At 29.6% G+C, this 20490-nt stretch carries 19 protein-coding genes; 7 read left to right on the top strand and 12 right to left on the bottom strand.

Features of this window, described 5'->3' with window-relative positions:
* The first annotated feature begins 34 nt into the window (after nucleotides 1-34).
* Nucleotides 35-526 carry a hypothetical protein gene (locus L8V82_RS02535; RefSeq protein WP_263723893.1) on the top strand — a complete coding sequence of 164 codons (492 nt, stop codon included), beginning with the start codon at nucleotides 35-37 and terminating at the stop codon, nucleotides 524-526.
* Here L8V82_RS02535 and L8V82_RS02530 read toward each other — a convergent pair.
* Together L8V82_RS02530 and rsmH are read right to left on the bottom strand one after the other, a co-directional pair.
* Nucleotides 523-1443 (bottom strand): hypothetical protein, encoded by a 921-nt coding sequence (locus L8V82_RS02530; protein WP_263723892.1) that lies wholly within the window; start codon nucleotides 1441-1443, stop codon nucleotides 523-525. The two genes, L8V82_RS02535 and L8V82_RS02530, sit on opposite strands and share 4 nt — an antisense overlap.
* A 3-nt stretch (nucleotides 1444-1446) precedes the next feature.
* Complete coding sequence (gene rsmH, locus L8V82_RS02525) at nucleotides 1447-2364, bottom strand: 16S rRNA (cytosine(1402)-N(4))-methyltransferase RsmH (protein ID WP_263723891.1); 918 nt, start codon at nucleotides 2362-2364, stop codon at nucleotides 1447-1449.
* A 59-nt stretch (nucleotides 2365-2423) separates the two neighbouring features.
* Here rsmH and L8V82_RS02520 point away from each other — a divergent pair, with 59 nt between their 5' ends.
* From L8V82_RS02520 to L8V82_RS02500, 5 genes are all read left to right on the top strand, one after another.
* Nucleotides 2424-3002: a class II aldolase and adducin N-terminal domain-containing protein gene (locus L8V82_RS02520; RefSeq protein WP_263723890.1), complete on the top strand. Its 579-nt coding sequence runs from the start codon at nucleotides 2424-2426 to the stop codon at nucleotides 3000-3002.
* 82 nt (nucleotides 3003-3084) lie between these two features.
* Complete coding sequence (locus L8V82_RS02515) at nucleotides 3085-4563, top strand: peptidylprolyl isomerase (protein ID WP_263723889.1); 1479 nt, start codon at nucleotides 3085-3087, stop codon at nucleotides 4561-4563.
* Entirely contained in the window at nucleotides 4560-5939 is a 1380-nt protein-coding gene (ftsA, locus tag L8V82_RS02510; RefSeq protein WP_263675245.1) for a cell division protein FtsA, read from the top strand. Before L8V82_RS02515 ends, ftsA begins: the two co-directional genes overlap by 4 nt.
* Nucleotides 5940-5950: 11 nt before the next feature.
* A complete protein-coding gene (gene ftsZ / locus L8V82_RS02505; protein ID WP_039626779.1) occupies nucleotides 5951-7057 on the top strand; it encodes a cell division protein FtsZ in 1107 nt (368 codons plus the stop codon).
* 21 nt (nucleotides 7058-7078) lie between these two features.
* Complete coding sequence (locus L8V82_RS02500) at nucleotides 7079-8443, top strand: nicotinate phosphoribosyltransferase (protein ID WP_263723888.1); 1365 nt, start codon at nucleotides 7079-7081, stop codon at nucleotides 8441-8443.
* On the opposite strand, the gene ispG is transcribed toward L8V82_RS02500, so the two are convergent.
* From ispG to L8V82_RS02470, 6 genes are all read right to left on the bottom strand, one after another.
* Complete coding sequence (ispG, locus tag L8V82_RS02495; protein ID WP_412175307.1) at nucleotides 8440-9504, bottom strand: flavodoxin-dependent (E)-4-hydroxy-3-methylbut-2-enyl-diphosphate synthase; 1065 nt, start codon at nucleotides 9502-9504, stop codon at nucleotides 8440-8442. The genes L8V82_RS02500 and ispG overlap by 4 nt on opposite strands.
* 55 nt (nucleotides 9505-9559) lie before the next feature.
* On the bottom strand, nucleotides 9560-11053 hold the full coding sequence (locus tag L8V82_RS02490; protein WP_263723887.1) for a C69 family dipeptidase: 1494 nt from the start codon (nucleotides 11051-11053) through the stop codon (nucleotides 9560-9562).
* 120 nt (nucleotides 11054-11173) lie between these two features.
* Nucleotides 11174-13018 carry a primosomal protein N' gene (locus tag L8V82_RS02485; protein WP_263723886.1) on the bottom strand — a complete coding sequence of 615 codons (1845 nt, stop codon included), beginning with the start codon at nucleotides 13016-13018 and terminating at the stop codon, nucleotides 11174-11176.
* Nucleotides 13015-13485, bottom strand: a complete 471-nt coding sequence (locus L8V82_RS02480) for a type II secretion system protein (RefSeq protein WP_263723885.1) — start codon at nucleotides 13483-13485, stop codon at nucleotides 13015-13017. The genes L8V82_RS02485 and L8V82_RS02480 overlap by 4 nt, the downstream gene beginning before the upstream one ends.
* A complete protein-coding gene (locus tag L8V82_RS02475; RefSeq protein ID WP_012661889.1) occupies nucleotides 13486-13725 on the bottom strand; it encodes a hypothetical protein in 240 nt (79 codons plus the stop codon).
* Entirely contained in the window at nucleotides 13712-13945 is a 234-nt protein-coding gene (locus tag L8V82_RS02470; RefSeq protein WP_012661890.1) for a hypothetical protein, read from the bottom strand. Before L8V82_RS02470 ends, L8V82_RS02475 begins: the two co-directional genes overlap by 14 nt.
* Nucleotides 13946-14099: 154 nt before the next feature.
* Between L8V82_RS02470 and uvrB the strand changes: the two genes are divergently transcribed.
* On the top strand, nucleotides 14100-16073 hold the full coding sequence (gene uvrB / locus L8V82_RS02465) for an excinuclease ABC subunit UvrB (protein WP_263723884.1): 1974 nt from the start codon (nucleotides 14100-14102) through the stop codon (nucleotides 16071-16073).
* A gap of 17 nt (nucleotides 16074-16090) precedes the next feature.
* Here uvrB and efp read toward each other — a convergent pair whose 3' ends face one another.
* Genes efp through L8V82_RS02445 form a run of 4 tightly spaced genes read right to left on the bottom strand, consistent with a single transcriptional unit; the run spans nucleotide 16091 to nucleotide 20451 of the window.
* On the bottom strand, nucleotides 16091-16660 hold the full coding sequence (efp, locus tag L8V82_RS02460) for an elongation factor P (RefSeq protein WP_039618934.1): 570 nt from the start codon (nucleotides 16658-16660) through the stop codon (nucleotides 16091-16093).
* Nucleotides 16661-16720: 60 nt separating this feature from the next.
* Entirely contained in the window at nucleotides 16721-18301 is a 1581-nt protein-coding gene (locus tag L8V82_RS02455; RefSeq protein ID WP_039618935.1) for an alpha-ketoglutarate reductase / D-3-phosphoglycerate dehydrogenase, read from the bottom strand.
* Nucleotides 18298-18777, bottom strand: a complete 480-nt coding sequence (locus tag L8V82_RS02450) for a hypothetical protein (RefSeq protein WP_263675239.1) — start codon at nucleotides 18775-18777, stop codon at nucleotides 18298-18300. Before L8V82_RS02450 ends, L8V82_RS02455 begins: the two co-directional genes overlap by 4 nt.
* A 6-nt stretch (nucleotides 18778-18783) precedes the next feature.
* Nucleotides 18784-20451: a 30S ribosomal protein S1 gene (locus L8V82_RS02445; RefSeq protein WP_039618939.1), complete on the bottom strand. Its 1668-nt coding sequence runs from the start codon at nucleotides 20449-20451 to the stop codon at nucleotides 18784-18786.
* Nucleotides 20452-20490: the final 39 nt, after the last annotated feature.

The raw sequence follows: 20490 nt of genomic DNA, 5'->3' as shown, positions 1-20490 counted from the left end.
TCACAAAAATCACATACTAATTTTGGGTAAAACAATGAAAATACAAGAATTTATTTTAAACTTTATTTTTAAAGTTTCAAACCAACCTGTTAATTTAAAAGATTTACTAGAAGCAAACGCCTTGCTTAATGAAGGTATGATGGTAGATCCTGCGAAATTAAATTTTAAATTTAAGGTGTTTAATTCTTATCTTATTTATGCATTTTTTTGTGCTTTAATTATCATTCCTCTAATTTTAATTACACATTATTTTTTGACAATTATTGATTTTCATATTAGTATTTTAAGTGCTATTTTTGTCACCGCTTGTGTTTTTATTGGCTATGATATTTTTAAAATTTACACTAGAAAAGTAATAAGCAAAAGATTATTAAAAAAAGCTTGGGCTTTGCATTTTCCATATTTTGCTTATGAAAAATACTCAAAAATAGCAGAAAATATTTACAACCAAGCCATTAAAGAAGAAATTCCAAAAAATCAACTCGAGCAATATGTTTTAGAAAAAATCATTCAAACACAAGGTTAATCTAAAAAGTCTAAAACTTGATTTTGAAAATACAGTGCTTCAAGCTGTCTTTGAAGCTCTTTGTTTTCTTCATCTAAAACAAGTTCTTGCGATCTTAAATCCGCTATATCTCTACTAACATAATAAATTTGATTTCTAATATAAATTTGTGGGAAAAATATCAACAAAGCAAATGCTATCATTAAACCTGCATATAATAAATTTTTAGGACTTAAATTTTTATTCTCCTCATTTACTATACTATCTAAAAGCTCATATTTATCTTCTTGATTATACTCTTGATTTTCTTCAAGTCTTACTTTTTCTTCTAAAATTTTTTGTTCTTGTTTGGCTAATTTTTCTTTTTCTTTTAATGCTTCTTGAGCTTTTTTTATTTTTTCTTGTTCGATTTTTTTTTGCTCTTTTAATTCTTGTTTGAGTTTAGCTTTTTCTTTTCTTTTTTCTTTTAAATCTTGAAATTTTGAAGTGACGAAAACATTACTTTGAGTAAGAATTTTAGATATCTGAATAGGATCTTTATTTTCTTGCTTTTTTTCTGTTTTTTTTACTTCTTGTGGCAATTTGCCACTTTTAAGCGTTTTAGAATTTGCAATATTTTTTTTATCGAATTTTTCTTTTTGTTTTTTGAAAAAATTAAGTTGAAGTTTAAAAGGTTTTTTTTCTTCTAATTTAACATTAATCAAATCTTCTTTTAAATAAATAGCAGATTGTTTTTTAGGTTTTTCTTCATATTCTTCATCAAAATCTGTAAATTTGGGTCTTTTTTTACGTTGTATTCTATTTTTTAATATACGATCACTTTCATTAAAATTTTGCTCATATTCTTCATAAGGCCTACCTTCTTTAATAGCCCTAGAATATTTCAACATTTTTTCACGTATATTTTGTTTTTCTTTTAAAAAATCATCTTCAACCATTATTTACCTAAAATAAAAAATTCTCATTTTTGCACAACTTGATCTGCTATTATAGCTTATTTCTTCTTTGGAGGCACTTATAGCTTTTTTACTTAAAATTTTCCCAAGACTATGATTTTTACCACATTCACATTTTATGGCTCTTTCATCACAAATACAGTCTTTTTCCCATCTTTTAAAAGTATTTTTTACTATTCTATCTTCTAAAGAATGAAAGCTAATAATAGCTAATTTACAATCTCTTAATTTTGCTTTTTCTATATTTTCAAGTAAGGATTTTAACTCACCAAGTTCATTATTTACTTCTATACGTAAAGCTTGAAATACAAGCAAAGCTAGAGATACATTGCGTCCTTTTAACTTAGCATTTCCTATAATTTGACTTAATTCTTTTGCACTTGTAATCTCTTTTTGACTTCTTGCATTGATAATTTTTTGAGCAAGCATTGAAGCAACCGGCGCTAGATCTCCATAGTCTTTAAAAATTCGTTCCAAAGCTTCTTTGCTATAAGAATTAACTATTTCTTTAGCACTTAAAGGATTGTTTTGATCCATTCTCATATCTAAAAAATCAGAATTTAGCGAAAAACCCCTATCATTTTTATCAAGCTGCAAAGAAGATACACCAATATCAGCTAAAATTCCTCTTATGTTTTGCGTTGAAATTTGAGTTAAAATATCTTTAAAACCTATATGATTAAAACTTATTCTATCTTGAAAATTTTTTAAAAACTCTTTGGAAAAATTTAAAGCCTCTAAATCTTTATCGCAAGCAATTAATCTTAATTTTTCATGAGCTTGCAATAATGCTTTAGAATGCCCTCCATAACCCAAAGTACAATCTAAAAAATCTCCACTATCAAAATCATCAAAAGCATTTAAAACTTCTTGTAATAAAACAGGAATATGTGGACTTTGCAAAATAAACCTTTTAATTTTTTTAGTATAATATCTTAGCAAAGTTTAAAACAAGGTTTTTAATGAATAAAGAAAATATTATTTCTCAAATTAAAATGCTTTCTACTTCAATGTTTAAAAAAAATTTTTTTGGGATTTGCCATGGTTCGGTTTCAGCAAAACTATCTCAAAGCTCTTTTATTATAAATAAAAATGACACTTTTTTAAATCAGCTAGATGAAAAAAATCTAAGCATTTTAAAATTTGCAAAAGATTATAGTTGGAGTGAAGCTAGCAATGACTCTGAAATCCATAAAAGTATATATGAGAATATACCTGAAGCCAAATTTGTATGTTTTGCTTGCCCAGCTTATACCTTATCCATGAGTTTAAATCATGATTTTATAGCACCTCAGGATTATTTTGGTGAAATTTTTCTAGAAGAAATTCGAGTTTATAATCCTAAAAGTTATGAGGATTGGGAGGATAGATCACAAACTGAAATTTATCGTTATATGCTAGAACAAAAGCAAAATTTTGTCGTTGTAAAAGGTTATGGCATATTTGCTTATGGTAGAACAAGTTATGAATTGGGTAAAATTATAGATTTAATTGAAAATTCTTGCAAAATTATCCATTTAGCTGAAACAAATTTATCATAATCTATGTAAAATTAATTTTGTATTAATCACAAATTATCTATAATGTATAGTTTAATTTATTTAATTATGGATTGGGGTAAAAATGCTCACTTGGATGCAGCATCATAAAAAATATTTAGTTGTTACTATTTGGATTAGTGTTATTGCTTTTGTTGGAGCAGGTTTTGTTGGCTGGGGAAGTTATGATTTTAACACCGATAGATCTAATTCTGTTGCAAAAGTAGGCGATGAAAAAATAAGCTATGATGAGTTTAATCTCAAATATTCTCAATTATTTAGCTATTACTCTCAACTAAACAATGGCAATTACACACAAGAACAAGCACAAAAAGATGGCTTAGATACTCAAGCTATCAATGAACTTATACAAGAAAAATTACTACTTTCTTATGCTAAAACTTTGGGTTTAAATGTGAGCGAGGAAGAAATTGCTTATGATTTAGCACATCAAAAAATCTTTCATAATGCTTCAGGTGTTTTTGATAAAAATTTATATTATAATCTTCTTGCAAGAAATAACTATACACCAAAAACTTATGAAAAAATCATTCATGATGAGTTGTTACTTAAAAAAATCAATGCTATTTTAAATTTACAAATCAAACCAAATGAGCTTGATATGTTTGGTGCAAGTTTTTTAATGCAAGATAGTTTAAAAGTCCAAGCTATAAAACTTGATAATAAAAATATAACAATTGATGAAAAAGAGTTAAAACAAACTTGGGAAAAAAATAAAGAACTCTATAAAACACAAAAAAGCTACGAACTTGCAACTTATTTTTTAAACCCTGATATAATCAAAGTTGATGATAAAGAGATCCAAGCTTACTATGAAGAAAATAAAAATGATTATAAAGATTTTGCAGGGAAAATTCTAAGTCTAGAACAAAGCAAAGATAAAGCGATAAAAGATTTAAAACTTCCTAAACTTAAACTTAAAGCCAATGAAAGCTATGTAGCTTTAAGAAAAAATGAGCTTAGTTTTGATAAAAATATCACAATCGGCGATGCTGATATTTATTATCCTTTGGAAAATATACAAAAAGCTAAAGAAAATGATTTTATTAAGCCTTTTAAATTTGAAAATGGTTATATGGTTGCAAAAGTTATAAAAATAAATCCTATACAAACTATGACTTTTGAGCAAGCTAAAAACGAAGTAAGTAAACTTTACATTAAAGAAAAAACTAAAGCCTTATTAGAAGAAAAAGCAAAACTTGCCCTAGATAATTTCCAAGGCATAGACATAGGAACTTATAGTCGCGACTCAGCTAAAAATGCAAAAGTAGGTGATATGATGAATGATACTGAATTTAGCGAGTTTTTAATGCATGTATTTGACTCAAACAAAGCTAAATCTTATGTATTGTTTGATGATAAAGCAATTGTTTATGAAATCACAAAACAAACTTTAGAAAATAAAAATAAAGAAGAAATTTATAAATTTATCATAGAGCAAAGTGCTAAACAAACTAAACAAGCTTTACTTAAGGAAGAATTATTAAAAAAACTTATAGAATTATATCCAATTCAACGCTATTATAAAGGAAATACAAATTGAATATTTTAGGAATTGATTTAGGCTCAATACAAACTTGCGCCATATTAGCACAAAAAAGCGAAGAAGGACTTAAAATCATTGGTTTTGGAAAGTCAAAATCAAATGGTATAAAAAAAGGAGCAATTACTAATATAGAACTTGCTTCAAAATCTATAGAAGAGGCAGTAGCTGATGCACAAATGATGTCAGGTGTGCATTATGATAAGGTAATTGTATCTATTTCAGGTGCTTATGCAAAAAGCGTAGATAGCATAGGTGTGGTTAATATACCAAATCATGAAATAGGTATTAAAGAAATTCACAGAGCAGTAAGCACAGCAAAACATACTGCAAATATACCTAGTGGATATGAAATCATTCACGTATTGCCTTATAATTTCAAAGTAAATGATCTTGAACATGTAGAAGATCCTTTAGGAATGAGCGGAAATCGCCTTGAAGTTTCTACACATATTGTAATCTCACAAGAAGTGCATATTAAAAATCTAAAAAAAGCCGTGGAGCTTGCTGATCTTAGAGTAGATAACATCGTTCTTTCAGGATATGCTTCTTCTATTGCATGTTTTGATGATAGTGAAAAAGAATTAGGTGCTATTTTAATCGATATGGGTGGAGCAGTTTGTGATATGGTCATTCATGCGGGTAATTCTATACGCTATAATGAATGCTTACAAATTGGTTCAGTAAATATCACTAATGATTTATCCATAGCTTTACATACCCCACCAAAAGAAGCGGAAAAACTAAAATTAAATTACGCATCTTTAGCACAAAATGAAAACTCGATCATACAAATTCCATACATGGGTGATGAAAAAAGAAAAAATGAAGTTTCAGTAGAAGTAATATCTAATGTAATTTATGCAAGAATTGAAGAAACTATTATTATTTTAGCTAAAATGCTAAGCGATAATGCTTGTGCAAATCAAGCAGGAGCAGGCATAGTATTAACAGGTGGAATGACAAAATTTGCAGGACTTGACAAACTTGCTTCAGCTTATTTTGATAATAAAGCTGTTAGAATAGCGACCGCAAAAAAAGATACTATGGATGGCTTTAAAGAAATTTTTGAAGATGCAGAAAATAGCTGCGCTATAGGTCTTTGTTTATATGGTGGTGGACATTTTACTCCTTATGAGTTAGACTCTAATGAGAAACTAAGATATAAAGGAGAACCTGAATTTATCAATAAACAGATTAAACAAAATCTCACCATAGAAGAGCATGAAGAAGAAAATAAAGATTTTGAAGAAATTTTTCAAGATCAAAAAGACTTTGAAGAGGAAAAAGCAGAATTAACAAAAGTTGAAACCAAAAAAGATAAAAAATCAGGTTTTATGCATAAATTTTGGAATAAACTAATAAACCAGTTCTAATAGGAGATACAATGAGCGAATATCTAGTAGAAGAAATGCAACACGCAAAAGGTGCAAAAATAAAAGTCATAGGCTGCGGTGGCGGTGGCGGTAATATGATAGATCATATGGTAAATATGGGCTTGCATGATCTTGATCTTATTTCAGCCAATACTGATGCACAAGCCATAGCTAAATCTTTAGCAAAAACTAGAATTCAACTAGGCGAGAAAAAAACTAAAGGTTTAGGTGCTGGAATGCAACCAGAAATTGGAGCAGAAAGCGCAAGAGAAAGTTTCGAAGAAGTAAAAGCTGCTTTAAGTCAAAGCGATATAGTGTTTATTTCAGCAGGACTTGGTGGTGGAACTGGTACAGGCGCAGCTCCTGTTGTAGCACAAGCTGCTAAAGAAGTAGGTGCATTAACCGTTTCAGTTGTAACTATGCCTTTTGCATTTGAAGGAAAACAAAGAAAAAAATTAGCAGAAGCTGGTTTAGCTGAATTAAAAAAAGAAAGTGATTCTATCATTGTAATCCAAAATGAAAAACTTCTTAGCATACTCCCAAAAAAAGCAGGTATAAAAGAAGCATTTAAACTAGTTGATGATATTTTAGCTAGAGCTGTTAGGGGTATGGTGTCTATCCTTTTAGAAGATGGCGATATTAATGTTGACTTTGCTGATGTTAGAACTGTTATGAGCCACAGAGGTTTAGCACTAATGGGCGTGGGTCATGGAGAAGGTGAAAATGCTATCATGGACGCATTATCAAGTGCTATAGAATCTCCATTATTAGATGGTATGACTATGAAAGGCGTTAAAGGTGTAATTATCCATTATAAAATTGGTCCTGAATGCTCATTGATAGAAATTTCACAAGCTACTCAAAGCATTAGCGATATAGCAGATGAAAATGCAAAAGTAATCTTTGGTGCAACTACTGATGAGAGTATGGGTGATCGTGTTGAAGTAACTATCATTGCTACAGGTTTTGAAGATAAAGCTGAAATAGAAAGTGCTAAAGAACAAGAAGAAAGTAAAAAAAATAGCTATATGAATTTGCGCAAAGCTAGCGGTGGATTTGATGAAGAAGTAATTTCTCAACTTGACGTTCCTGCTTTCTTGCGTCGCCAAATGGATTAATTTTTTAGTAAAAATCCTTATATGAATTCTTCATTATTATGTGATTTTTACGAACTAAGTATGGCTTATGCTTATTTTAAACAAAATATGCATAAGCAGATTGTTTATTTTGAAGTTTTTTTTAGAAAAGCTCCTGATAGTGCTTCTTATGCCGTTTTTTGCGGATTAGAACAAATCATAAATCATATTAATCATTTTTCTTTCTCTCAAAGCGATATAGAATTTTTAAAAAATACTCACAAATTTGATGATGATTTTTTAAACTATCTTTTAACCTTAAATTTTAGCGGGGATATACTAAGTGTTAAAGAAGGTGAATGTGTTTTTGCTAATACACCTTTAATGATCATCAAAGCGCCTATAATAGAGGCTTTATTATTAGAAACTTTCATACTTTTAACCCTAAATCATCAATGTCTAATTGCCACTAAAGCTAGCAGAATTGCTCAAATTGCAAAGGAAAAATTGCTTTTAGAATTTGGCTCTCGCAGAGCCCATGGAGAAAGTGCGGCTTTAAATGGAGCTAGAGCTGCTTTTATAGGTGGTTTTCATGCAAGTGCTTGTACTTTAGCTGGGAAAAAATTTAACATTCCTATTAGCGGAACCATGTCTCATGCTTGGGTGCAAATGTTTGATGATGAGCTAAGCGCTTTTAGAGCATATTGTCAAATTTATAAAGATAATATAAGTCTTTTGATTGACACTTATGATTATAAAAAAGGTATTGAAAATGCTATTTTAATTTTTAATGAGTTAAATGCGCAAAATTCTATGCAAAATTATTCTATCCGTATTGACTCAGGAAATTTGCTTAAAATCTCTAAATACATTAGAAAAAAATTAGATCTTGCTAGCTTAACAAAATGCAAAATCATAGCTAGTAATGCCTTAGATGAGTTTACCATAGAAAAATTGCTAAAAAACAAAGCTCCAATCGATGCTTTTGGCATCGGTGAAAAACTTATTACTTCGGCAAGTTCGCCTATTTTTGGAGCTGTTTATAAGCTTGTTGCATTAGAAAAAAACAATCAAATCATCCCTAAAATAAAAATCAGTGCAAGCTCAAGCAAAACAACCTTGCCACATTTTAAAAAACTTATAAGGTATTATAAAAACAATAAAGCAAAATTTGATATTTTATATACACATGATGAGAGTATCAAAAATTATCAAGGTTATACATATAAAAATTTACATGAGCTTATTTTTAAAGATGGAAAATTAATCTATGAGCTTCCTAACTTAAAAAATATTCAAGAGTACCATAAAAAAAGTGTTGATGGTTTGGATTTTAAACTAAAAAAACTTCAAAATCCAAGTATTTATAAAGTAAAAATTTCTAAAAAATTACAAAATATGCAAAAAACTTACTTAGAAAAAAATTAATCTTTTTCTCTAAGTTTTACCTCATCTTCTACTTCAAGTAAAAATCTATCCACAAGCTCATCTTCTTTTAATTTTGCCACCACTTCACCATGTCTTATAACTAAGCCTTGATTTTTTCCAAAAGCAATAGCCACATCAGCACCCTTAGCCTCACCCAAGGCATTTACAACACAACCCATAACACTTATATTTAATGGTTCTTTTATATGTTTAGTTTTTTCTTCTACTATTTTAATCGCTTTAATCAAATCACTTTGAATTCTTCCACAAGTTGGGCATGAGATGATATTTACTCCACTCTTTTGCACTCCACTATCTTGCAAAATCGCTCTTGCTACTTTGATCTCTTCTTCAAGTTCCCCTGTCATAGAAACTCTCATTGTATCGCCTATACCTTTTAAAAGCAAATTTCCTAAGGCAATCGAGCTTTTAACCGTACTATGAAATTTAGTTCCTGCTTCAGTAACTCCTAAATGAAACGGATAATCACAAAGTGGTCTTAGAGCTTCATAAGCTTTTATGGTATTTTGCACATCTGAAGTTTTCATAGAAATTTTAATATCAAAAAAGTCTAAATCTTCTAGTAATTTTATATTATACAAAGCACTCTCGAGCATAGCTTCTATATTATAACCATATTTATCGCTAAATTGTTTTTCTATAGAACCATGATTTACCCCTATTCTAATAGGAATTTTTCTTTGCTTACAAGCTTGCACCACTTCTTTGATATTTTCTTTTGAGCCTATATTTCCTGGATTAATTCTCACCCCATCGATAAATTCAGCGCAAAAGACTGCTAGCTTGTGATTAAAATGTACATCCACTATTAAAGGCAAGGGGCTTTTTGCTTTAATTTCTTTTAAAGCTCTTGCATCTGCCATATCCAAACAGGCTAAACGCACTATATTCGCGCCAGCAAAATAAAGTCTGTTAAGTTGCTCTAAACAACCTTCAATATCTCTTGTTTTAGTAAAAAGCATAGATTGCACTGAAATAGGAGCATCACCACCTATTAAAACATCACCTACTTTTATTTGTCTTGTTTTATATCTTGTCATTAAAATCACTCTAAAATTATTTTAGAGTATTATAGCCCAAAAATGGGCTATATCATTAATCTTTTTTATTTTTATTAAGAGATTTGTATTTTATATCTGTATCTCTTGTTAAAAGAGTAAAAATTTGATTTGTTAAATCTTGAGTAAGTTTTTTAGCTTCCTTTTGATTTTGTAATGAAAAATCAACTAAAATTTGCTTTGCTTTATTCTTGTCTTTTTTATAAAGACTTAAATATTCTTTTTCCATAGCTTCTTGTTTTAAAGATGTATCTTTTTCAAATTTAGCATAAGCATTTTTTACAATAGGAGCATACTTATTATAATCACTCATTACAAGAGTTTGCAACTTTCGATAAATCCAATAAATTGATTCATCATCAGCTTCATTTGTTCCCTGTTGATATCCTGCAATAAACTCATCATTACCAAAATAATAAGGCAAATACACACTCAAATCAGCCATTCCTATTGCGACATAATTTAACCTGCCTATTTCTTTAGGAAGCCACGGCCTAACTTGCATAATGTGAGATTCATAAGTTCTAAACACACTCACAACACGGTAAATGTTTTCATTTTCATTGAAATTTGTATATGGATCATATTTTGTTCCATCATAGTGCGATCTTAAAGCTTTTTTTAAATCATCCACGCTAAGTTTTTGCTCAGGTTGTAAAAACACATTAAAATTAGCACCATTTTTTACATCTTGATTTAAAGATGGATTAAACATTTTTTGTATCCACCAAACTCTAGGATAATTATAAGTTAAATCTCTATCATCATTTCTTGTATAAACTTTAAAAAAATCAAAATCCTTATCTACTTTAGGATTATACGCTTTATGAACGACGGCAAAATTTATTAAATTTTTAGAATGCAAGGTATTTTCATCGTTAAATTTTAATTGCTTCAACCTACCCTGGTTTGCGCTAACAAAATACGAATTATTAGGAATTTTTACAGCCATCCACTGATGTGCTGTAGCACTTTCTAAATACCAAATTTCTTTAGAATCCACAAAAGCTACTCCAAAGCCCTCAGCAGCTCCTTGCTTTTCTATAATATCACCCAATAATAAAACACCTTCTTTTGCGCTTTTAATTCTTGGAAGCAAAACATCTAAAATATCATCTTCACTAATACCATTTTTCTCATTATAAGGATCAAATTTTAAAAGTTCATCTTTTGCATAAATTGATTCAGTAGCACTTATCCCAACACCCTTTTCATTAAAACCAGTGGCACCATGTAATTTACTTTGCCAATTAGCTATAGTGCTATATTGAAAAGATTTAGCAGGCAAAGGGTAGGTAAAATTATTCATTCCTTGATGTGCTTTAGTGCTATAAATACCTTTTTGATTTTCAACTCTTGGATGGATTAGAAAAACCTGTGCTTTATCTGCTTTACTATCAGCACTTCTTGCAACTAGCATAGAGCCATCTTTACTTGCTTCATTTGGCACTAAAATAGTAGTGCAAGCCAAAGCATTATTAAGCAAAGCTCCAAAAAGTACACAACTTGTAAGAAAACTAAACTTTTTCATTTTCTCTCCTTTAAATTTAAGAAATTAAAAAAGTATATTCTTATCAAAATAAATTTAAAATTAAAAATAAAATATTGTTTTTATTATAAAATAATAATTATTTATAAATAAATATATTTTTTAAGAAAAATCAACCGGATCTATATCACAAGTAATATTTTTAAAATTTAAAGCAAAATGCTCAAATTTTACAAATTCTTGATGAGTATTAGCACGCAACAATACATAAAAACGCCATTTCTTATTTAGCATTTCAATGCCACAAGCACCATGTCCTACTAATTGCACTTGTTTTAATTCTTGAACTTTATTAGCTATAAATTCACACAAATTTAAAGCTTTGTTTTTATCCTCATCTTCAATAATTAGCCTTAAAAGTCTTTTAAATGGAGGATAAAGCCCGCTCCTAGCATTTAATTCATCTTTTAAAAAACTATCATAATCTTGTATATATTTTTCAAAAAAAGATCTATTTTTAGTTTGTAAAAGCACCCTACCCTCACCCTTTCGACCTGCACGACCTGCTACTTGCATAGCAAGAGCCAAAGTCTCTTCCAAAGCTTTAAAATTAGGTCTAAATAAGTACTCATCAAGCCCCAAAATCACACTTAAATCCACGTTGTGATAATCATGTCCTTTAGCAAGCATGGAAGTGCCTACTAAAATATCAATTTTTTCTTGGTTAAAATCTTTTAAAATCATATCAAGCTTTTTTACACTGCTAATCTCATCACTATCAAATCTTTTTATGATAGGATTAAACTCAGCTAATTCTTTTTCTAAAAGCTCACAAAGCTCTGCTGTACCCATTTTTTTAGCTTCAAGCATAACTCCATTGCAAGTTGGGCAGGTTTGATCGATTTCTTTAGTGAAATTACAATAATGGCATTTTAATGCATTTTTATTTTTATGCAAACTCAAAGCAATAGAACAAAAAGGGCATTTAATAGTATTAGCACATTCTTTGCATAAAATTTGTCTAAAATTTGCCCTTGTAGGTAAAAATACCACGGCTTGCTTTTTATTTCTTAAGCTAATTTTTAATTCTAAAAGCAATTTTGATGAAACACTAAGCTCACTCTCATCGTATAAAAACTGCTTTTTACTTTCAAAGAAAGTTCCTTTAAGTCTAAAACAAGGATGTTTATAAAAACTTACAACACTTGGAGTAGCAGAACCTAAAAGAACTTTTATATGCATTTTTTTTGCTATAAATAAAGCCAAATCTCTTGCATTGATTTTTGGATTATTAGAAGCTTTATAAGAATTATCATGCTCCTCATCAATAATAATCAAACCTAAATTCTCAAAAGGCAAAAACAAAGCCGACCTAGCTCCCACCACTAAAAGAGCTTTTGAATTTGCCAAATCTTGCAAACATTCTTGCTTTTTTTTCTTAGTAATTTTAGAATGCCACAAGAAAAAATGCTCGCCAAAATACACTTTTAATCTTTTTTGCATTTGTGGAGTTAGAGCGATTTCTGGCATTAAAAGCAAAACCTGCTTTCCTTGCTCTAAATATTCTTTTATCAAGCTAATATAAATTTCAGTTTTACCACTTCCTGTATCACCAAATAGCAAACTAGTTTGTTTGGTTTTTATAAATTCCAAAGCCTCTTGTTGGTTTTTACTTAAACTAGGTACTTTTTCTATATGAATTTTTTCATTTTTATACTCTTCAATGCTTTCAAACATACCTAAAACAAAAGCTATTTTACTAGCATAATAATAAGCAATAAACTGAGCAAGTTCGTATTGGTATTGCGTTAGTTTAAAACCTGTTTTTTCTTTTATAGCTTGGGTTTTAAAATCAGGCTTTGAACATTTTTGTAAAATTATAGCTTTGAGATTTTTTTTCCTTGCAAGATCAACTACCACTTCATCTAAAATTTCAAATTCTTCCTCACTTTCATAAGTTAAGGTATCTAAATAATATCCTTTAATAGCAAGTTGATAAAAATTCAAAACCCATAATCCTTGCAGTTTAAACTTACACATTCTAAAAAAACCTTTTCGCTATTATAAGAAAAATCTATGTAACTTTTAGTATTGATGAAAAATCTATATTGAGTATTTGCTGTTTTCATCCACGATTTTTTAGATGAAATGATTGGTTTTTCTAAAACGCTGTAAGTGCATTGTTTTGTATTTTTATGATTTTGAGAATGAGAACATATAAATAATTTTTGATTTTCACTATTTATCAAAGCTTCATCTAAAATTGCTGGAAAATACTTACTTTCTTTAAATAAAAACTGATTTCTAAGTAAAGACAAAGAAGCATTGATAAGCTCTACCTCACTTTTTACTTGAATGAGTTTAGCATCGTTTTTTCCAAAAGAAAAATACGGATAAGCAATTACACTAAGAATAGCAATAATCATCATACAAAAAACAAGCTCTATCAAAGTAAAAGCTTTTTTTATTTGCATTTATTTTATTTCTTCATCGATAGTATTGATAAGTTTATTGAGTTCTTTTTTTAAGATATAGTTTTCGTAGCTAAGTTTTACAAAAGCATTAATGAAATTTGCAAGCTCTATCTTGCCTGTACCTCCAGAAATTAAAGCAATTTCATCTTCAAGATGATTTGCAAATTCATTGCTGCATGTTACAACAAAGTCTTTTGCATAGACATTAATTGTAACTTTTCTTTGGTTATTGTTTGCCAAGAACTGCCTCTATTTTTTTGATCACATCTTCACTTTCAATATTTTTATTTTTAAGCTCTTCTTCTAAACGCGCGATTTGATTATTTTTAGCTTCATTTTGTGCTTTTACACTTACTAATTCATTTCTTAAATTTTCATTTATTTCACATACTTCATTATATTTAGCCAAAAGCTCATTTACTTTATCTGTCATTGTGTTGATTATTCTTTCATCATACATATTTTCTTGCCTTTATTGATTTTATATTTAGAGTATTTTAAACACATAATTGTAACAAAAAAAAATTTAATTTTGCATAGCTTTTTGTTTTAAAATTTAAATTTTTACAAAAAATTTTGTGTAAAATTAGCAAAAATACAAGTTAGGAAAATTTATGTTTGAACTTACTAGTGATTTTAAGCCAAGTCCTGATCAAAAACAAGCCATTGATGGTATAGTAAAAAGCATTAAAGCGGGTAATAAATACCAAACCTTACTAGGTGTTACAGGTAGTGGAAAAACTTTCACTATGGCAAATATCATTAAAAACTTAAACATGCCTACTCTTATCATGAGTCACAATAAAAGTTTATGCGCGCAACTTTATAGTGAATTTAAAGGCTTTTTTGCAAATAATCATGTGGAGTATTTTATAAGCTATTATGATTATTATCAGCCAGAAGCTTATATACCAAGAACAGATGTTTTTATAGAAAAAGATAGTTCCACTAATGAAGACTTAGAAAGATTAAGACTAAGCGCAAGTGCTTCGCTTTTAAGTTATGATGATGTTATTTGTATAGCTAGTGTTTCGGCAAATTATGGTTTGGGAAATCCAAGTGAGTATGTAGGTATGGTTTTAATTTTAGAACTAAATATGCAAATTTCACAAAAAGAACTTTTAAAAAAACTTGTAGATATGGGCTATAAACGCAATGATAATTTCTTTGATAGGGCTGATTTTAGAGTTAATGGAGATATAGTAGATATATATCCAGCTTATTATGAAGATGAAGCTATTAGACTTGAGTTTTTTGGCGATGAGCTTGAGGCGATGTATCATTATAATGTCTTAGAAAATAAAAAAGGTAAAGATTTAAAAAAATTCATACTTTACCCAACTAGTCAATTTAGCGTAGGTGAAGTTAGGCTTAAAGAGGCTATAAAAGGTATAAAAGCTGAATTAAATGAACGCCTTGCTTATTTTGAAAATGAAAATAAACTCGTAGAAGCACAAAGGTTAAAACAAAGAGTAGAATTTGACCTTGAAATGCTTCAAAGCACTGGAATGTGCAAAGGAGTTGAAAATTATGCTTTGCATTTAACAGGGCTTAAAAGCGGTGATACACCTTATACGCTTTTTGATTATTTTGCTATTAAAAACCAAGACTTTTTAGTCATTGTAGATGAATCTCATGTATCTTTACCACAATTTCGTGGGATGTTTGCAGGGGATAGAAGTAGAAAGCAAACTTTGGTTGATTATGGTTTTCGCTTGCCAAGCGCCTTAGATAATAGACCTTTGATGTTTGATGAATTTATTAATAAAAATTGTAAATTTTTATTTGTTTCAGCCACACCTGCACCTTTAGAGTTAGAATTAAGCAAAGAAAATATTTTTTATCAAATCATGCGTCCAACAGGGCTTTTAGATCCTAAAATAGAAATCAAAGATAGTGAAAATCAAGTAGAAATTTTATACGATGAAGCTAAAAAAGTTATAGAGCGTAATGAAAGAGTTTTAATAACTGTTTTAACTAAAAAAATGGCCGAAGAGCTTAGTAAATACTACTTAGAACTTGGCTTAAAAGTAAAATACATGCATTCAGAAATTGACGCAATAGAGCGTAATGAAATCATCCGTGGTTTAAGAAGTGGTGCTTTTGATATTTTAATCGGGATTAATCTTTTAAGAGAAGGACTTGATTTGCCTGAAGTTTCTCTTATAGCGATTATGGATGCAGATAAAGAAGGCTTTTTAAGAAGTACCACTGCACTCATTCAAACGATGGGGCGTGCTGCTAGAAATGTCAATGGAAAAGTTTTACTTTTTGCCAAAAAAATCACAAAATCTATGCAAGAAGCTATCGATACTACTAATGAAAGAAGGGCTTTACAAGAAGCTTATAATAAAAAGCACAACATCACACCAACCTCAGTAAAAAGAAATATAGAAGAAAGTTTAAAACATGAACTTGAGCAAGGAGAAATTTATCGTAAAGGCAAAGAACTTGAAAAAATGCCTGCAAAAGAACGCGCCAAAATAGTAAAAGAATTAAGAAAACAAATGTTAGAAGCTGCTAAAAATCTTGAATTTGAAAAAGCGGCAATGCTTAGAGATGAGATTAATAAATTAAGAACTTTATAATCCCTTAAAACAAGGGATTATTTATTTGCTCTTTCTATATACTCTCCACGCACAGTATCAACACGGATTACTTCTCCTTCTAGCACATGGAAAGGAATTTGCACCACTGCACCTGTTTCTAAAGTAGCTGGTTTTTTGTTTGAACCTTGAGTATCACCTTTGAAATTTGGTGCTGTTTCGATAATTTTAAGCTCCATTACTTGAGGCACTTCCACACCAATTGCTTTTCCATTGTGGAATAAAACATCCACCATGGTTCCATCAAGCATCCATTTTTTAGCTTCACCCACATCTTCATCACTAATTGCAACTTGCTCATAAGTTTGAGTATCCATAAATTGACAATTTTCACCATCATCGTATAGATATTGCATTTGTTTTTCTTCTAAATTTGGAGATTCACATTTATCTCCTGCATGGAAAGTTTTTTCTAAAACCTTACCATCGATAAAAGATTTAATTTTAATACGTACAAAAGCAGGACCTTTTCCTGGTTTTACATGTTGATATTCTACGATTTTAAAAGGAATACCATCAATTTCTATTTTCAAACCTTTTTTTAAATCTCCCATTCCATAAGAAGCCATATATTTTCCTTAATTTTAAAATTAAAAAATAATTGTAACAATTAAGGCTTATAAAAAGCCTTAAATTTCTGCATATTCTGCAAAAATACAAGCATCAACTGCTCTTAATTCTTCAAGCAAAGCTTTTGAAATTTTTGCATCAAGCAAAATCACAGCTAAAGCTTTTCCAAAGCCATTTCTACCAAGTCTAAAATCAGCTATATTGACATTATTTTTAGCTAAAATTCCGCTAACATTAGCAATAACTCCTGGTATGTCATTGTTATTTAAAATTATCATTTTCCCTTTTGGTTTAAAGTCTACATCAAAACCATTTAACTCTACTATCCTTTGTTCATTTTCACCAAAAATAGTTCCTGAAATAGAAAGGTTAGAATTATCTGTGATTACCTTTATGGTGATTTTATTACTATAACCACTACTTGGTAAAATACAAGAAGAAAGTTCTACGCCTTTATCTTTAGCTACAAAATGTGCGTTAATATAATTAATATTCTCACCTAAAATTCCTCTTAAAACACTCACTGTTGCAAAAGTTAGCAAAGACTCATTATACTCGCTAATTTGTCCTTCACTTTCAAGCTTAATAGCCTTAATAGGAGTTTTATCAAGCTGAGCAGCCAAAAAGCCCATTTTTGAAATAAGCTCAATATAAGGTGCTACAAAACTTGGCAAATCTTCAGTTTTAATTGGTAAATTTAAAGCATTAGGATAAGAAATTCCTCTTGCGGCATTTAAAGCTTGCTCGCATGCTTGGATAGCTATATTTTCTTGACTTTCTAAGGTATTTGCACCAAGATGAGAAGTAACAGAAACATTTTCAAAGTCTAAGAATGGATGATTAGTTGCAGGTTCTTTATTAAACACATCGATACCAAGCCAAGCTATTTTACCACTTTTTAACCCCTCGCACAATGCATCTTCATTATAAAGACCACCTCTGGCACAATTTATCAATCTTACGCCATCTTTCATTTTAGAAATTTCTTCAAAAGAAATCATATCTGTTGTTTCTTTTGTTTTTGGTGTATGTATGGTAATAAAATCACTTTGAGTTAAAATTGTATCTAAAGAATTCACGCACTCAATACCCAAATCAGTCATTTTAGAAGCTACCACATAAGGATCATAAGCTATAACTTTCATACCAAAAGCTTTTGCGCGTACAGCTACTCTTGAACCTATATTGCCAAAACCTATAACCCCTAAAGTTTTGTTCATAAGTTCAACACCATACCACTTTTCTCTTTCCCATCTTCTTTGTATTTTTAAAAAATTATGAGCATTTACAAAAGATCTTGCAGAGCATAATAGATGATTCATAGTAAGTTCGACTGCTGCTATAGTATTAGCCGTTGGTACATTCATAACTATAATGCCTTTTTTAGAGCATTCATCTATATCAACATTATCAACCCCAACACCTGCTCTAACTAAAGCTTTTAAATTAGAACATGCATTGATAAATTTCAAATCCACATCTGTTGAACTTCTAGTAATAGCCACATCTACATCACTTAATTTTGTTAAAAGCTCATCTTTAGGTAAATGCGCTGCTTCAATAAGTTCTACATCATCAGCTTTTCTTAAAAGCTCCACACCTTTGTCTAATATTGCATCACATACAATAATTTTTTTCATAACCAAACCTCCTTTAATTTTGCATTTATGTTGTAAATTTTTAATTTGTCGATCAGTGCGTTTAAAACTTTTTCATTATTTGTATCTAAATAAATTGCCACTTCATCTTTGCTTTGTGTTAAAGTGTATTTGATAAAAAAAGAATGCAAAGTTTGCTTTAAACAAAACATAGAATAAACATCGTTTTTATTTACATCGAGCATATAAAATTTTTGTTTTGGTTTTACTACAGAATCATCCATATTAAAACTCATATAAAATTCATTCGCTGCTGGAGAAAAATCATTAATTTTAAGATTTGAAAGCTTATCTTGCCAAGTTTGTGGCAATTCTTTTTTTATCTCATCAAAAGAATATTTAACATTTTGTGAGATAGGTAAATTTCCAACATTTACATATCTCACCATAAAAACAAAAGCAACAATCAAAGCTAGGCTTAAAAAGCCTAAAATACCATAAAGGGTATATTTTTTCATTTGTTATTATGAAAGTTGATCTTTGATAATATCACCTAAAGTTACTTTATCATTATCATTGATTTCATTTAACGCTTCTCTTTCTTTCATTCTTGCAAGACTTTTTACGCTTAAACGAATTCTATTTTTCTTTTCATCAATGAAAACAATTAAAGCTTCTATTGTATCGCCTACTTTTAAACTTGAAAAATCAATATTACCTAAATCTTCTTTGTGGATTAGCGCATCAACACCCTCTTCAAGCTCTACAAAAACTCCAAAATCTTTAATATCTCTAATTTTTCCTGAGATAATATCATTCACTTGGTGTTTTTGTGCATAAACTTGCACAGGACTTTTTTGCAATTCTTTAGTGCTTAAAGAAATTTTTTGATTTTCTTTGTCAAGCTTGATGATTTTAACTTCTATAACATCACCAACTTTATACATATCTTTGCATTTATCGTTTCTATTCCATGAAGCGTCTTCATTATGTAATAAACCTTCTAAGTTTGCAATTTTTACAAAGGCGCCAAAATTAGTCACAGAAGTAACACTACCTTTTACCACATCACCTACTTTATGTGATTTTAAAAACTCATCAAAAGGTTTTGCTAATAAATTTTTTAAAGAAACTCTAAGTCTTCTTTCTTTAGCATTAATCTCAATTACTTCTACATCAAGCTCTTGACCTTCGCTAATATAATCTTTTGGATTTTTAGCATTTTTATCCCAAGAAATTTCACTTATATGTAAAAATCCTTCTATATCATTTCCCAAATCAACAAAAGCACCATATGGCTCTATATTTGAAACTGTAACCTTAATAGTGTCACCAACCTCTAAACCATCTTTAATTTCATCCCAAGGATCAGGCATAGCAAGTTTGATAGATAAAGAAAGATGTTTTTTATCTTTATCATATTTAATCACTTTTACAGGAACCTTATCACCTTCATTATATAATGAACTAGGATTTACTGGCCCCTTGTAAGAAATTTCACTATAGTGAACCAAACCATCAACACCGCCTACATCAACAAACATACCATAGGTAGTGATTTTTTTAACAATACCTTCTATAATTTCTTCTTGGTTTAACACATTTGAGATAATCTCTTTGCGTTTTTTTCTTTCTTCATCTACTATTTTTTTTCTAGAAACTACTATGCTTTGAGCTTCTTTATCTATTTTGATGATTTTAACTTTGAAAGTTTTATTGATGATGTTATTTGAATCTTTAAAGCTACTTTGTGATTTTGGCAAGAAAAATTCTACTCCATTTTCATCCACAGCCACAAAACCGCCTCTATTTTTACCAATGATTTTCACATCAAACATACTTTCATCATCTTTATAATTATCAATAAATTCTTTAACTTTTTGCTTTCTTAAAGCTTTTTTATGAGAAAGTAAAGATCTGCCACCGCGAGAACCCACTATAGCAACTTCTAATGTATCGCCTTCTTTGAAGATAAATTCGCCTTTGTCATTTTGAATTTCTTCTATTGCTAAAATACCTTCTGATTTTTGCCCTACATTTACAAATACTTCATCGCCTTTAATCGCGACAATTATACCCTGTGTAGTTGCCTCCTCATCAGACTTAAAAGATTCTTCAAGCATTTGCTCAAAATCTTCTTCTATGATAATATCCTCTAGTCTGTTTTGAACTTTTTTGTTCACCTCGCTCATCGTGGTCCTTTGTTTTAAATTTTAATTCTTGATTATAGT

Origin of the sequence: Campylobacter sp. IFREMER_LSEM_CL2151 (assembly GCF_025771725.1) — a bacterium.
Taxonomy (GTDB): domain Bacteria; phylum Campylobacterota; class Campylobacteria; order Campylobacterales; family Campylobacteraceae; genus Campylobacter_D; species Campylobacter_D lari_C.
Note: the sequence above shows the minus strand (reverse complement) of the source record. Positions and strands in the feature narration are given on the sequence as shown.